This window comes from Streptomyces olivaceoviridis, from assembly GCF_014650115.1.
GTDB classification, from domain to species: Bacteria; Actinomycetota; Actinomycetes; order Streptomycetales; family Streptomycetaceae; genus Streptomyces; species Streptomyces olivaceoviridis.
The window spans coordinates 22,973-35,268 of sequence record NZ_BMUI01000005.1; the positions used below are offsets into that span (position 1 = coordinate 22,973).

The following is a 12,296-nucleotide window of genomic DNA, read 5'->3' on the forward strand; positions in this document are numbered from 1 at the left end:
TCTCCGTCCCGCGCGGTCTCGCCAGGCCCTGCCCGGCCGTCGCGGCCGTCCCGCCCGACACCGGTCTGAGCGCCCCTGCAAGAAACTATCAAGCTCCTTGCAGGGCGCGTACCGAACAGTGGGGGGTGACCAGCACGTACCGCAGGGGGAAGGACCACATCGTGCCTCATCACGGCGTACTGTTTCGCGGACTGCTCGGCGTCACCGCCGTCGCAGCCCTCCTGACGGCCGGAGCGGGGACCGCTACGGCCCACACCGCACCAGCCGCCCACTCGACGGCCGCACCGGCGAAGGCGTTCGGCGCCCAGTCCTCGCCGGGCCGCTACCTGGTGGACGGTGCTCGCATCCACACCCAGCCCAACACCAGTTCCACGACGGTCGGTTACGGCTACGGGAGCCACGACGTCACCGTCCACTGCGGTCGCGTCGTGGCAGGCCAGGAGTGGTACTACCACACGGACAACACCACGCACGTGACCGGCTGGGGCCGGTACGACGTCGTCGTCCCGTACCTCGCCGTCGGCACCTGCTGACCCGGCCGCAGGAGCAGTCATGAACTCACACATCCGTCACCGTCACCGTCTGTACGCCGCCGCCCTCGCCGTCTTCGGCACCACGGCCGCCTTGCTGCTGCCCGCGTCGGCCGCCGGCGCCGCCGAGGGGGTCCCCGCCGCGTCCGGCACCGCCCCGCGGGCTGCCGCCGCCGCTCCGGGCGACTACCTGGGAACCGGGGTGCGGATCCGGGCCCAGGCCAACGGCTCGTCCACGATCAAGGGCCTCGGATACGCGGGGCAGGGAGCGACCGTCTACTGCTGGCAGGACGGGCCCGCCGCCAACCCCAGCCTGACCATCAGCTGGTACTACCACCGCAACAACGCCACCGGTGTCACCGGCTGGTCCAGCTGGGACGTCTTCCGGCCGTCCGCCGAAGTACCGCACTGCTGACCCGGCGCCACGCCTGATCGCGTCCGGTTCTTCGCCCACGGGGGTGGCGGAGGACCGGACGCGACCGCGTCGCACGGTTCGTTCCTGGCGCTCATGCCCAGCACGGAGTTCGGCGCGCTGCCCAGCACGGAGTTCGGCTCGTGGCGCAGCGTGGGCGAGGACGGGCGGTGGCGGAAGACCGGCGGCGGCCAACGACATTGGCGACGCAGCCGAGCTGGGCGAAGCCGGCCGCGCCAACTCGGGGATACCCGGGCGGTGATCCGAGTGCAGCGATGCGGTCAGAACACGCGGTCGCGCCTGACGTGGTGCGGGATGAGGTCGAGGAAGGCGTGCAGCGCGCGCGTCGGTGGACGCGTCGCCGAGACGACCGCTGTCAGTGTCCAGGAGAGATCGGCGTCCGCGAGGGGAACAGGCCGCACTTCGCTCTGGTGAACGCGTCGTGGACGATCTGGCGCTGGCCGAACCCCGTGGGCATGTCGACGAACGCTTCCCCGGCGACGTCCTTCAAGCGCACGCTCTTGTGATCGGCCAGCGGGTGACCGGCGGGGACCAGCAACTGGACGTGGTACCTCTTGATGGCCCTGGCCCTGGCCCTGGCCCTGGCCCTGGCCCTGGCCCTGAGATGCTCGCCGCACTTCTTCCGGGCAGCGTCTCGCCGCCTGCCGCGGCATGGACAGCTCCGTCTTCTACTCCCCCACGGGCGAGCGCGGTCGCCTCCGCCGAGAGCGTGAGGAGCGGGCACGCCGCGTGTGCGGGGGATGCCCGGTTCGGGAGCAGTGCGCGCGGATGGCGTTGGAGACGCGCGAGCACTACGGCGTGTGGGGCGGCCTGTCCGAGGCCGATCGCAGTCGCGGGTGAGGCAGTCGTCCGCTCCCTCTCGTCCCGTGCCGGAGGCGACAGGTGTGGCCGTCGAGAGCCGGTCAGCTGGCTTCGGCTTCCCGCCCTGGCCCGTGGGAGCCGGGCGCGGCAGGATCAGGCGCCTCAGCCGAGGTCCGGCTCGGGCCGGACGATCTCGCGCTTGAGTATCTTGCCGGTGGGGCCCTTCGGCAGGCAGTCGGTGATCCACACGATGCGCGGGTACTTGAAGGGCGCGACCCGTTCACGGACGTAGCCGAGCAGCTCGTCCGGCGTGGCGGACGTCCCGGCGCGCAGCACCACGGCGGCGGCGACCTCCTGGCCGTGGACGTCGTGGGGTACTCCGATGACGGCCGCCTCCGCGACCGCCGGATGGGTGTAGAGGACTTCTTCCACCTCCCGCGGATAGACGTTGTACCCGCCGCGGATGACGAGGTCCTTGATGCGGTCCACGATCCGGAAGTCCCCCCGGGCGTCCCGGGTCCCGAGGTCACCGGTGTGCAGCCAGCCGTCCCGTATGGTCTCGGCGGTCGCCTGCGGCCGGTGCCAGTAGCCGCGCATGACGTTGTGCCCACGGATGACGATCTCGCCGACCTCTCCGTCGGGCAGTTCCCTGCCCTGGCGGTCGACGACGCGCATCTCGACGCCGTCGATCGGAATGCCGATCGTGCCCGCGACGCGCTCGCGGTCGATGCGGTTCACGCAGGCGAGTGGCGACGACTCCGAGAGCCCGTACCCCTCCAGTACGGCGCAGGCGAACGTCTTCTCGAACGCGTGCAGCACCTCCACGGGCAGCGGGGAGCCGCCGCACAGGCCGACACGCAAGGTGGAGAGGTCGTACGGCTCGGACTCGGGGCTCTGTGCCAGCCGCAGCATCAGCGTGTACATCGTCGGGACGCCCAGGAAGACGGTCACCCGGTCCCGTTCGATCACGGAGAAGGCGTCCGCCGGTGTGAAGCGCGCCAGCAGGGTGAGGCAGGCGCCCACCGACACCGCGCAGTTCAGCCCCATGACCTGTCCGAACGAGTGGAAGAGCGGCAGTCCGCCGAAGATGACGTCGGCGGGACCCAGGCGGAGCACGCGCACCCCCTCGTCGACGTTGCGGCGCAGGTTGTGGTGGGTGAGTTCGGCGCCCTTGGGGCTGCCGGTGGTTCCGGAGGTGTAGAGGACGACGGCGGAGTCGGTGGGCGAGCGCGGCTCGTCGTGCGCCGACGGACGATGGGCCCGCAATCCGTCGAGGAAGGTTTCCGGTTCGACCACGAGGTGCGGGGTGCCGGTCCGGCGGGCGCCTTCGACCGCCTCCTGCGCGCCCTGGTGCCAGGAGAAGAGGAGGGCGGCTTCGGCATCCTTGAGGCAGTGCTCGATCTCCCCGGCTTTCAGCAACGGATTGAGCGGGACGACGATCGCCCCGGCGCGCAGGATGCCGTAGTACAGCACCGCGAAGACGGGGCTGTTCGGCAGCAGGACGGCGATGCGGTCCCCGGGTGCCGTGCCCAGGGCGCGGAGCTGGGCGGCGGCGCGGGAGCTGAGGTCGTCCAGCTCGGCGAACGTCAGCTCGTCCGCGTCCAGCCGCAGGGCCGGACGATCGGGGTACGCGGCGGCGCCGCGGGCCAGCAGGGCCGGAACGGTGCCGGGGTCGTGCGAGGGCTCGGGGTGCATCGGGGGATCCTCCGGTACGACGGGTCGACGGGGAACGGGCGTCAGCGACTCAGGTCGATCACGGTTGCCGACAGCCCGTCACCGGCCGGAGGTTGTGCAGCACACGGGCGGGAGACCCGGGGGCCGGGGCGCGCACCCGGCAGCGGACCTTGCCTACGCCGCCCGGCCCGAGGCGCGGTGGCGACCCGCGCCGCCCGCGTTCTCGGCCGCCCGCGTCGCACCCTGACGGCAGCGACTCCTCCCGCGCCGCCCGCATCCCACCCGACGGCGGCGCCTCCCCCGGCATCAGGCCGCCCGGCCCGAGGCGGTGGTGACCTGCGCCGCCCAGGCCCCTATGCGCTCGACGAGACCGCCGTGGTGCCGTATCCAGCGGAAGTGGTCCAGTGGGCGGTGGTCGGCGTCGGCGCTCGTGTAGTGGAGGCGTTCGATGCGGGCGGCGGGCATCTTGGCGCACAGGTGGTCCACGGCGGTCGGCGGCGCCAGGGTGTCGTTCTCGACGTCGACGGCGAGCACGGGCAGCGTCACCGCCCGCAGTGCGCGCTCGTAGTCCGCGTGCGCCCCGGGCACGGTGTAGCGGCCGGTGCGCATCTGGCGTGCCCAGTCCCGCATGAGCCCTGCCGGCTGCCGCCCGCCGAACCCGAACCGGTCCCCGGGCCAGTACCCGAGCATCCCGGCCCCGGCGGCGCTGAGCTGACCGCGCACCAGCCAGTGCGCCCCGTTCCGTCCCAGTGCCCGGTACCAGGCGGAGCCGCTGGCGACGAGCACGACGCCGTCGAGGCGCGACGGCTGGAACAGCCCGCAGTGCACCAGCCCCAGCTGCCCGCCCAGGCTGTGCCCGAGCAGCAGCCGCGGGGCCGTGGGGTAGGCGGCGTCGACGACGTCGAGCACGGCCCCGATGTCGTGCTCGACGATCTCGCGGTAGCCGAACCGGACACCACGCGCCGGCACCGGTACGCTCTCGCCCTGCCCGCGCAGGTCCGTCGTCACCACCGTCATGCCCTGCCGGTGCAGCGCCCGCACCAACGGGACGTAGTTGCGCGCGGGCATCCCCATGGCGGGCAGCAGGACGACGACGGGGGCACCCGCGTCGTCGTCCCGCGCCTGCACCCGTACGGTGAGCCGCGCGCCGTCGGGGGCCGTGATGTCGCCCAGCAGCGGCAGACGGGGTCGCCTGGCGCTCACCCCAGCCGCCAGCCGACCACGCCGGCGCCCCAGGTGATGCCCGCGCCGAAGGCGGCCACGCCCAGCACCCCGGACGGCCCGAGCCGGCCGTCCTCCTGGGCGTGGGCCAGGGCGATGGGGATGGACGCCGAGGAGGTGTTGGCCACCCGGTCGACGTTGAGGAACAGACGCTCGGGTGGCACCCCGATCTCCTTGCCGACGGCCTTCACGATGCGGGCGTTGGCCTGATGGGCGACGAACAGGTCGACGTCGTCGCAGGTCAGCTCGCTCCGCTCCAGCACCCGCCGGGTGGCGTCGCTCATCTTGTCCACGGCGTGGACGAAGATTTCCGGGCCGTCCATGCGGAGCTTGCGTTCGTGGCGGTCGGCGAAGAGCAGTCCGATGTGTTCGCCGTCGGAGGCCAGGTGGAAGGCGGGGGCGACGGGGGCGTCCGGGAGGTCGGTGAGGACGACGGCGCCGGCGCCGTCTCCGAGCAGGACGGCCGTCGACCGGTCCGCGGCGTCGGTGATGCGGGTCAGCGCCTCCGCCCCGCAGACGAGGACGGCCTCCGCCCGCCCGGACTCGATGAGCGCCGTCGCGTGGTCCAGGGCGTAGACGAATCCGGCGCAGGCCGCGTGCAGGTCGAAGGCGGCGGCCTGGGGGGTGCCGAGTCGTGCGGCCACCTCCACCGCCAGCCCGGGCGTCGTCCGGTCGGGGGTGGTCGTGGCGACGACGATGTGACGCAGATCGGCGGCGTCCCGGCCGGCCTGCCGCAGCGCCGTTCGGGCGGCGGTGACGGCGAGGTCGGCGAGCCGGCCGTCCTCGGCCAGGAAGCGGCGTTCCCTGATCCCCGTCCGTTTGACGATCCACTCGTCGGACGAACCGATCGCCTCGAAGTGGCTGTTCGGCACGGTGCGTTCGGGCAGTGCGGCCCCGATGCCGGTGATCGCCGCTGTCATCGTGCGGCCTCCTTCCGGAAGGTCTGGCCGCCCACGCCCATGCGGACGGCGTGCATACCGCCGTCGGCGTGCACGATCTCACCGGTGACGGTGGCGGCGAGATCGGAGAGCAGGAAGAGGACGGGCCCGGTGAGGCGCCGCACGTCCGCGCGGTCCCAGCCGAGCGGCGCCTCCTGCTCCCAGCGGTCGGCGATGGTGTCGAAGGTGCTGATGGCCGACCCCGCGACCGTCTCGACGGGTCCGGCGGCGACGAGGTTCACGCGGATGCCGCTGTCCCCGAGGTAGAGGGCGAGATAGCGGCAGACGGCACCGAGCGCGGCCTTGCTGACGCCCATCCAGTCGTAGCCGGGCCAGGCGCCGGAGGAGTCGAAGTCCAGCCCGACGACGCTGCCCCGGTTCCTGGCCAGCAGCGGGGCCAGGGCGACGGTGAGCCCGTGCAGCGAGACGGCCGCGGTGTGCAGAGCGTGGGTGGCGCTCTCCACGGGGGTGGTGAGGAAGTTGCCGCTCAGTGCGGCCCGGGGGGCGGCGGCGATGGCGTGCAGGACGCCGTCGACCGCGCCCCACCGGCTCTCCAGGTCCTTGGCCAGCCGGGTGAGGTCGTCCGGCCGGGTGACGTCGAGTTCCAGGACGTCGGTGGGGCGCGGCAATCCGGCCGCCGCGGCCTCGGTGATCCGTCGCGTCCGGCCGAACCCGGTCAGCAGTACCTCGGCGCCCGTCTCCTGGAGTGCCTTGGCGGTGTGCCAGGCGATGGAGTCGTCGTTGAGGACCCCCGTCACGAGATAGCGGCGTCCTTCGAAACCGAGCATCACGCTGTGGCCTTTCCTCTGTCAGGGGGTGGAGAGCACGAGCGCCGCGTTGTGGCCGCCGAAACCGAACGACGTCGACAGGCCCGCCCGCGGCCGGTCGCCGCCGGGCAGTTCGCGTGCCGTCCGGATCAGGTCCAGCTCGCCGAGCCGCTCGTCCGGCTGCCGCAGACCGGCGGTCGGAGGCGCCACACCGTGGCGCAGCGCCTGCAAGGTGGCGATGGCCTCCACCGCTCCGGCCGCCCCGAAGAGGTGTCCGAGGCTGCCCTTGCTGGACGACATCGGGATGCGGGCCAGGGCGTCGCCGCCGAGGGCGAGGCGCAGGGCGTCGCACTCCAGCCGGTCGTTGAGGAGGGTGCCGGTGCCGTGGGCGTTGAGGTAGTCCAGCTCTCCGGGTGCCGTCCCGGCCTGGCGCAGGGCCTGGGTGACGGCCTCGGCGGCCGGGCCGCCGCCGGGGTCGGGGGCGGTGAGGTGGTGGGCGTCGGAGGTGGCGCCATAGCCGCGTACGGCGCCGAGGGCCTCGGCCCCGCGCCGGGCGGCGCCGCCGGCCGTCTCCAGGACGAGGACGCCCGCGCCCTCTCCGATGACGAAGCCGTCCCGGTCCGCGTCGAACGGCAGGCAGCGGCCGGTGGGGGAGAGCGCCCCGGCGTTGCGGAAGGCGGCGCTGACGAGTTCCGACGTCGACGCCTCCGCACCACCCACCACGACGGCGTCCGCCGCACCCGTGGCCAGCAGCCGCAGCCCTGTACCGATGGCCTGCGCACCGCTGCTACAGGCGGAGGCCACGCACAGCGACTCGCCCTTGAAGCCGTACCGCATCGACAGGTGCGACGCGGCGGCGTTGGCCATCATCTGCGGCACCATCAACGCCGACACGTACTCGGCACCCTGCTCCGCGATGACCGGGCCCTGCGCCTCGAAGCTGGCCGTGCCGCCGAGCCCGCAGCCGATGACACAGGCGACGCGCGCGGCGTCGTACGGGATGTCACCGGGGGTCCAGCCGGCCCGCGTCAGCGCTTCGTCCGCCGCCACCAGCGTGAACTGGGTGAAACGGTCGGTGCGGCGTACGAGGTGACGGGAGAGGTGGTCCACGGCGCGGAAGCCGTGGCAGGAGCCGAGCCCGTCGTGCAGTGCGCTCTCCCCGGCGACGGCCCGCTCGTGCAGCGCGTCGGCGCCGACACCGAGCGGGGTGACCGCGCCGAAGCCCGTCACCACCGCCCCCGTCACGGCGTCACTCAAGTCCGGCCTTCTGGTAGCAGAGCTTGAGGACCTGACCGACCGTGTCGACGCCGTCGAAGTCCTTCGGCTTCACCGGGACCTCCAGGTCCTTCTTGATCGTCTGCGCCAGTTCGACCATGTCGAGCGAGTCGATCTCCAGGTCGTCGAGCGCGGCTTCCGGGAAGATGTCCGCCTCGTCGACGCCGAGTTCCACCAGGGCGTCTTTGACGAACTTGTCGATCGCGGCGTGGTCAAGCATGGGTGATGGGCCCTTCTCGTGCGGGACGTCGTGGGGTGTGAGCCGCTTGCTTCGCGGGCTACGCCGCCGCCTTGGCGGCGTGGAACGGCGACCAGTGCCACTGCCGCCAGTAGCTCTCCGTGATGTCCAGCCACTCCTCCAGCCGCTCCGCGCTGTCCAGGAACCGGTGGGCGCTGACCACCAGCCAGCTGTAGACGGCCTGGCTGTCCCGGCAGCCGCCGCAGTCGCCGGAGGTACAGCAGAATTGCAGCGACTCGTAATCGGCGCCCCAGGCCGCGAAGCCGGGGATCACCGGATTGCCGTTGGCGACGCGCTCTTCGTGGGCCGGGTGGTCCACGCTCAGGCTCGGGCAGACGTCGTACCCGAAACGGGCGCCCCAGTGGGAGGTGCCGGTGATGAGGGTGCGGATGAAGTACGGGTGGCTCACCACCGTCTGCGGGTACAGCTCCTTGACCCGCAGCGCCTCCTCCAGGACCCGGCGCTCGTTCTCGATCTGGATCGGGTGGTCGGAGCCGTGCTCGCTGTAGAAGTTGAACGTAACGATGTTGCCGTTGTCCGCGATCTTCCGGACCGTCGGTTCCAGGTGGGGCAGGCCGGCCTCGGAGAGCGCGAAGATGAACAGCACCCGGGGGTCATCGCGGTAGTGGGACAGCGCGGTGTCGAACAGGCCGGTGAACTTGGACCCGTTGACGCGGATGGCGCGCAGGTCGTCGTCCAGCGGTCCGCCGCCGAAGATGCTCACGGCGACCGCGATGTGCTCGAAGCCCTGCATGGGCATCGGCCGCAGCCCGTTGGTGGAGATGGTGATGTAGGGAAGCTCCTCGACGAACGCTTCCACCCGGCGCAGGACCAGCGTGGGTTCGCCGCCGATCAGCGTCGCCTGGTTGACGCCGTCGTCGCGCAGCTTCCGGGCGAACGCCTTGATCTTGTCGACGTCGGACAGTTCCTTGACCGCCGTGTCGAAGCCGCCCTCGAAGTACCAGCAGCCCTTGCAGCGGATGTTGCACGTGTTGGTCAGGTGGACCTCGCACGAGCGGACGGTACGTCCGAGCCGGCGCAGCCGGTGCAGCCGGTCGGCCAGGTCCGGCCGCTCCGCCAGCAGAGCGGCCGTGCGCTCCTTGGCCTCCCTACGGGTGAGGGGGCGCTTGCCGATCGTGACAGGTGTTGCCATGGGGAGGTGCTCCTCGTCCTCGGGGATCGTCGGAACGCGCTGATGTGTTCGCTTCCGGCACGCGGCACTCCGGGCGCGTCCCGCCCTACTCGGGAACCTTCAGCCCCAGGTTCTTGATGCGCGGCGTCACCTTTTCCCGCCAGATGTCCCGCGCCTGCCCGTTCGTCGTCTGCCGCAGCCCGTAACGGACGGCCATGCGGGAGCGCTCGGACCGCGAGCTGCCGAAGATGCGCTCGAAACCGGGCCACAGCCGGTCCAGCGCCCCCTGTAGCTCCTCGCGGCCCTCGTCCGTCGCCGCCAGGTTGCGGCAGACGCGCGCCCCGTGCGCGATGTGGACCTTCTCGTCGAGGATGATGGTGCGGACGGCCTCGGCCCACGGCTTGTAGCTGCTCTGCGCGAACTCGGAGATCATCACCATCGCCGTCTCCTCACCGATGTAGGAGAAGATGCCGCGCTCGGCCCAGGTGGTGCACTCGTGGAACTCGTGGCCCGCGAAGAGTTTCCGCTCGGCCAGCGTCTGCTTCTCCATGTAGGCCGTGTCGATGCCGATGTCGCCGAGGATGCGCTTGCCGATCTTGTAGTGGTCGTACTCCTCGACCGCTCGTTCCGCGCAGACCTGCCGCTCCTCGGCGTTCGGTGCCAGCGGCAGGAAGACCTGTACGTAGTCGTCGCCGCCCGAGAGTTCACCTTCGGTGTTGACGATCATTCCCCGGATCGCGATCTCCCGGTAGTCCTCGGGCATCGCGAGGAATTCCTCGGGAGTTCGAACGACGACGACCTCATCGCTCGGAATGGTGAATGACATGCGCGTTTCTGCCCCTCACTCGTCTCACCGAGTCCGGGCACGCGAGATCGCCCAACTCGGTGGAGGAAAATACGGACGGGGATTGTGCACGGCCCGAACGGAACCCCCGTTTCCGTTTTCGACTGTCCGTGCCGCCGGTCAATACCGTTCTTCCGGCAGGATGGGCCGACGATAGACACATCCGAGTCGGCCAATCAATGGAAAACTCTCGGCCAACGTGGCCGACGTGCCGTCGAAAGATGTCGGGATCGCACCCCTTCTCCTCCCCTCACCGCGAAGGAGGACCCCCCACTCCCCCACGGAAAGCGATCCATCCACCACCGCCCACCTGCGGCGACGATTCCCCCTCCGCAACCGGTACGCGCGTCCGGACTCCATCGCCGAAAACAAGTCAAGCGCTCCCGTACACAACCCCCCGATACGGCATGGAAGTCTCGAATACTGAGCCGGAGAAGAACCGGAGCGGGCGGATCCGGCTGTTCTCACGCAATGCCTCCCGCCCCATCCATGGCCTGGACAGCCACCTGGATCTCTATATGCTTGCCGCATGAAGCCTCCTGTTCCCCCGCCCGCAGTCGCTTCCCGCCTGGCCAACGTCGTTTCCTCGCCGGTCCGGGACATCTTGTCGCTCACTGCACGCCCCGAAGTGATCTCCTTCGCGGGGGGACTTCCGGCTCCGGAACTGTTCGACATCGACGGCTTCAGGGCCGCCTTCGACCGCGTACTGGCCGACGGCCCGCGCCGAGCCCTCCAGTACTCCACCACCGAGGGTGACGCCGATCTGCGCGAGGCCATCGCGCAGCGCCTCACGGCACGCGCGCTGCCGACCGACTCCGACGACCTGGTGATCACGACCGGCTCGCAGCAGGCCCTCACCCTCATCACCACGACCGCCCTGGAACCCGGCGACGTCGTGCTCGTCGAGGACCCCTGCTACCTGGCCGCCCTCCAGACCTTCGGCTTCGCCGGCGCCCGTGTCGTCCCCGTCCCCACCGACGACGACGGCATCATTCCCGAGGCCCTGGACGAGATCGCCGCGCGCGAACCGGCCAAACTGCTCTACCTGGTCCCCACCTTCCAGAACCCCACCGGTCGCACACTCCCGGCCGCGCGGCGCACCGCCGTCGCCGAGGCCGCAGCCCGGCACGGCTTCTGGATCGTCGAGGACGACCCCTACGGCGAACTCCGCTACGACGGTGAGCAGGTGCCCTGGGTCGCCGCGTCCCCCGCCGCGTCCGACCGCACCATCCTGCTCGGTTCCTTCTCCAAGATCATGGCCCCCGGCCTGCGCCTCGGCTACCTCCGCGCCCCCGCGGCCATCCGCCGGTCCTGCGTCATCGCCAAGCAGGCCGCCGACCTGCACACCTCCACCGTCGACCAGGCCGTGGCCGCCCGCTACCTGCGCGACAGCGACCTGGACGCTCACATCCGGACCATCAGCGACGCCTACCGGGAACGCCGCGACGCCCTCCTGGGCGGCCTGCCCACCGCGCTGCCCTTCGGCAGCCGCTGGAACCACCCGGCCGGCGGCATGTTCGTCTGGGTCAGACTGCCCGAGGGCCACGACGCCACCCAGCTCCTCCAGGTCGCCATCAGCCACGAGGTGGCCTACGTCCCCGGGGCCCCGTTCTTCGCCGGCACCCCCGACCCGGCCGCCCTGCGCCTCTCCTTCACCACGCACTCTCCCGACGAGATCAACGAGGGCCTGCGCCGTCTGGCCAAGACCTTCGCGTAACCCGCGCGTCCCAGAAGGGATCCCCATGCCCATCGAGTCGGCCACCCTGGTTGACGACGCCCCGATGACTCCGGCCGCGCTCAACGAGATGGTCGCGCGGGACTTCGAGGACTATGCCGCCTGCCACGTCACCGAGGCGACTACGACCCACCTCACCATGGAGGCCGACGGCACCCGTCTCCGCACCCGCCCCGGCGGCACCATCTCCGGCCCCGAACAGGCCGCCCTCGTCGACCTGGCCGCCTTCCTCCTCATCAACGCCCGCCTGGGCCGGCCCACCCTCATGGCCCTGACCAGTTCGCTCCAGGTCAACTACCTCAGCCGTCCCCGCCCCGGCCGACTCCATACGCACGCGAAGATGGCCAAGTTCGGCAAGAGCCTCTGTGTCGTCCTGGCCGAACTCCGCGACAACGCCGGCACCCTGGCCGCCACAGCAACGGTCACCTACTCCGTGCCCCCGGCAGCCCACCGGCCCGACCCGCGGAGGGAGGACGACACGACCGGCGGGACCACCGAGTAGCTGCCGGGAGTGACACGGGGGCGTGGGGTTGTTCCCGTTCGCCTGAGGCATCGTGGGCTGGAGTCCCGTGCCGCAGCGGCAGGGGCCGGTGATCCGCTGACGGACATCACCGGCCCCGCTGGACGACAACCGACTCGACGCCGCGCGGGAGCGCCGGAGTGCCGGAGTGCCGGGCAGATCGTGATCGCCACCGCATGTGATCGACC

At 71.4% G+C, this 12,296-nt stretch carries 13 protein-coding genes and 1 pseudogene; 5 read left to right on the forward strand and 9 right to left on the reverse strand.

The features are described from left to right. Positions 1–161: 161 nt before the first annotated feature. Together IE273_RS11405 and IE273_RS11410 are read left to right on the forward strand one after the other, a co-directional pair. Positions 162–533, forward strand: a complete 372-nt coding sequence (locus IE273_RS11405) for a hypothetical protein (protein ID WP_189815033.1) — start codon at positions 162–164, stop codon at positions 531–533. A gap of 19 nt (positions 534–552) precedes the next feature. After that, complete coding sequence (locus tag IE273_RS11410; protein ID WP_189815034.1) at positions 553–945, forward strand: hypothetical protein; 393 nt, start codon at positions 553–555, stop codon at positions 943–945. 373 nt (positions 946–1,318) lie between these two features. Here the strand turns inward: IE273_RS11410 and IE273_RS43410 are convergent, their stop codons facing one another. Then, complete coding sequence (locus tag IE273_RS43410) at positions 1,319–1,501, reverse strand: LysR substrate-binding domain-containing protein (RefSeq protein WP_229887158.1); 183 nt, start codon at positions 1,499–1,501, stop codon at positions 1,319–1,321. 89 nt (positions 1,502–1,590) lie between these two features. Between IE273_RS43410 and IE273_RS11420 the strand changes: the two are divergent. Continuing rightward, a pseudogene (locus IE273_RS11420) lies at positions 1,591–1,803 on the forward strand (WhiB family transcriptional regulator); the annotation flags it as partial. Positions 1,804–1,926: 123 nt separating this feature from the next. Here the strand turns inward: IE273_RS11420 and IE273_RS11425 are convergent. The 8 genes from IE273_RS11425 to IE273_RS11460 form a co-directional block, all read right to left on the reverse strand. Continuing rightward, entirely contained in the window at positions 1,927–3,459 is a 1,533-nt protein-coding gene (locus IE273_RS11425) for a long-chain-fatty-acid--CoA ligase (protein ID WP_189815036.1), read from the reverse strand. A gap of 285 nt (positions 3,460–3,744) precedes the next feature. Next, a complete protein-coding gene (locus tag IE273_RS11430; RefSeq protein ID WP_189815037.1) occupies positions 3,745–4,641 on the reverse strand; it encodes an alpha/beta hydrolase family protein in 897 nt (298 codons plus the stop codon). Beyond that, positions 4,638–5,579, reverse strand: coding sequence for a beta-ketoacyl-ACP synthase 3 (locus IE273_RS11435; RefSeq protein ID WP_189815038.1), 942 nt, complete (start codon positions 5,577–5,579; stop codon positions 4,638–4,640). Before IE273_RS11435 ends, IE273_RS11430 begins: the two co-directional genes overlap by 4 nt. Continuing rightward, a complete protein-coding gene (gene fabI / locus IE273_RS11440) occupies positions 5,576–6,385 on the reverse strand; it encodes an enoyl-ACP reductase FabI (RefSeq protein ID WP_189815039.1) in 810 nt (269 codons plus the stop codon). The genes IE273_RS11435 and fabI overlap by 4 nt, the downstream gene beginning before the upstream one ends. 21 nt (positions 6,386–6,406) lie before the next feature. After that, entirely contained in the window at positions 6,407–7,621 is a 1,215-nt protein-coding gene (locus IE273_RS11445) for a beta-ketoacyl-[acyl-carrier-protein] synthase family protein (protein WP_189815040.1), read from the reverse strand. Further along, positions 7,614–7,859 (reverse strand): phosphopantetheine-binding protein, encoded by a 246-nt coding sequence (locus tag IE273_RS11450; protein WP_189815041.1) that lies wholly within the window; start codon positions 7,857–7,859, stop codon positions 7,614–7,616. The genes IE273_RS11445 and IE273_RS11450 overlap by 8 nt, the downstream gene beginning before the upstream one ends. Positions 7,860–7,917: 58 nt before the next feature. Further along, positions 7,918–9,030, reverse strand: a complete 1,113-nt coding sequence (locus IE273_RS11455) for a radical SAM protein (RefSeq protein ID WP_189815042.1) — start codon at positions 9,028–9,030, stop codon at positions 7,918–7,920. 85 nt (positions 9,031–9,115) lie between these two features. Beyond that, positions 9,116–9,835, reverse strand: coding sequence for a Phenylacetic acid catabolic protein (locus tag IE273_RS11460; RefSeq protein WP_229887159.1), 720 nt, complete (start codon positions 9,833–9,835; stop codon positions 9,116–9,118). Between the two features lie 547 nt (positions 9,836–10,382). Between IE273_RS11460 and IE273_RS11465 the strand changes: the two genes are divergently transcribed. Beyond that, entirely contained in the window at positions 10,383–11,570 is a 1,188-nt protein-coding gene (locus tag IE273_RS11465; RefSeq protein WP_189815043.1) for an aminotransferase-like domain-containing protein, read from the forward strand. A 25-nt stretch (positions 11,571–11,595) separates the two neighbouring features. Beyond that, positions 11,596–12,090, forward strand: coding sequence for a PaaI family thioesterase (locus tag IE273_RS11470; RefSeq protein ID WP_189815044.1), 495 nt, complete (start codon positions 11,596–11,598; stop codon positions 12,088–12,090). The last annotated feature ends 206 nt before the right edge of the window (positions 12,091–12,296 follow it).

Bases quoted from the DNA above. Each gene is read 5' to 3' on its own strand.
- IE273_RS11410 (WP_189815034.1), top strand. From the start codon at position 553: ATGAACTCACACATCCGTCACCGTCACCGTCTGTACGCCGCCGCCCTC.
- IE273_RS11425 (WP_189815036.1), bottom strand. From the start codon at position 3,459: ATGCACCCCGAGCCCTCGCACGACCCCGGCACCGTTCCGGCCCTGCTG.
- IE273_RS11435 (WP_189815038.1), bottom strand. From the start codon at position 5,579: ATGACAGCGGCGATCACCGGCATCGGGGCCGCACTGCCCGAACGCACC.
- fabI (WP_189815039.1), bottom strand. From the start codon at position 6,385: ATGCTCGGTTTCGAAGGACGCCGCTATCTCGTGACGGGGGTCCTCAAC.
- IE273_RS11450 (WP_189815041.1), bottom strand. From the start codon at position 7,859: ATGCTTGACCACGCCGCGATCGACAAGTTCGTCAAAGACGCCCTGGTG.
- IE273_RS11455 (WP_189815042.1), bottom strand. From the start codon at position 9,030: ATGGCAACACCTGTCACGATCGGCAAGCGCCCCCTCACCCGTAGGGAG.
- IE273_RS11460 (WP_229887159.1), bottom strand. From the start codon at position 9,835: ATGTCATTCACCATTCCGAGCGATGAGGTCGTCGTCGTTCGAACTCCC.
- IE273_RS11465 (WP_189815043.1), top strand. From the start codon at position 10,383: ATGAAGCCTCCTGTTCCCCCGCCCGCAGTCGCTTCCCGCCTGGCCAAC.
- IE273_RS11470 (WP_189815044.1), top strand. From the start codon at position 11,596: ATGCCCATCGAGTCGGCCACCCTGGTTGACGACGCCCCGATGACTCCG.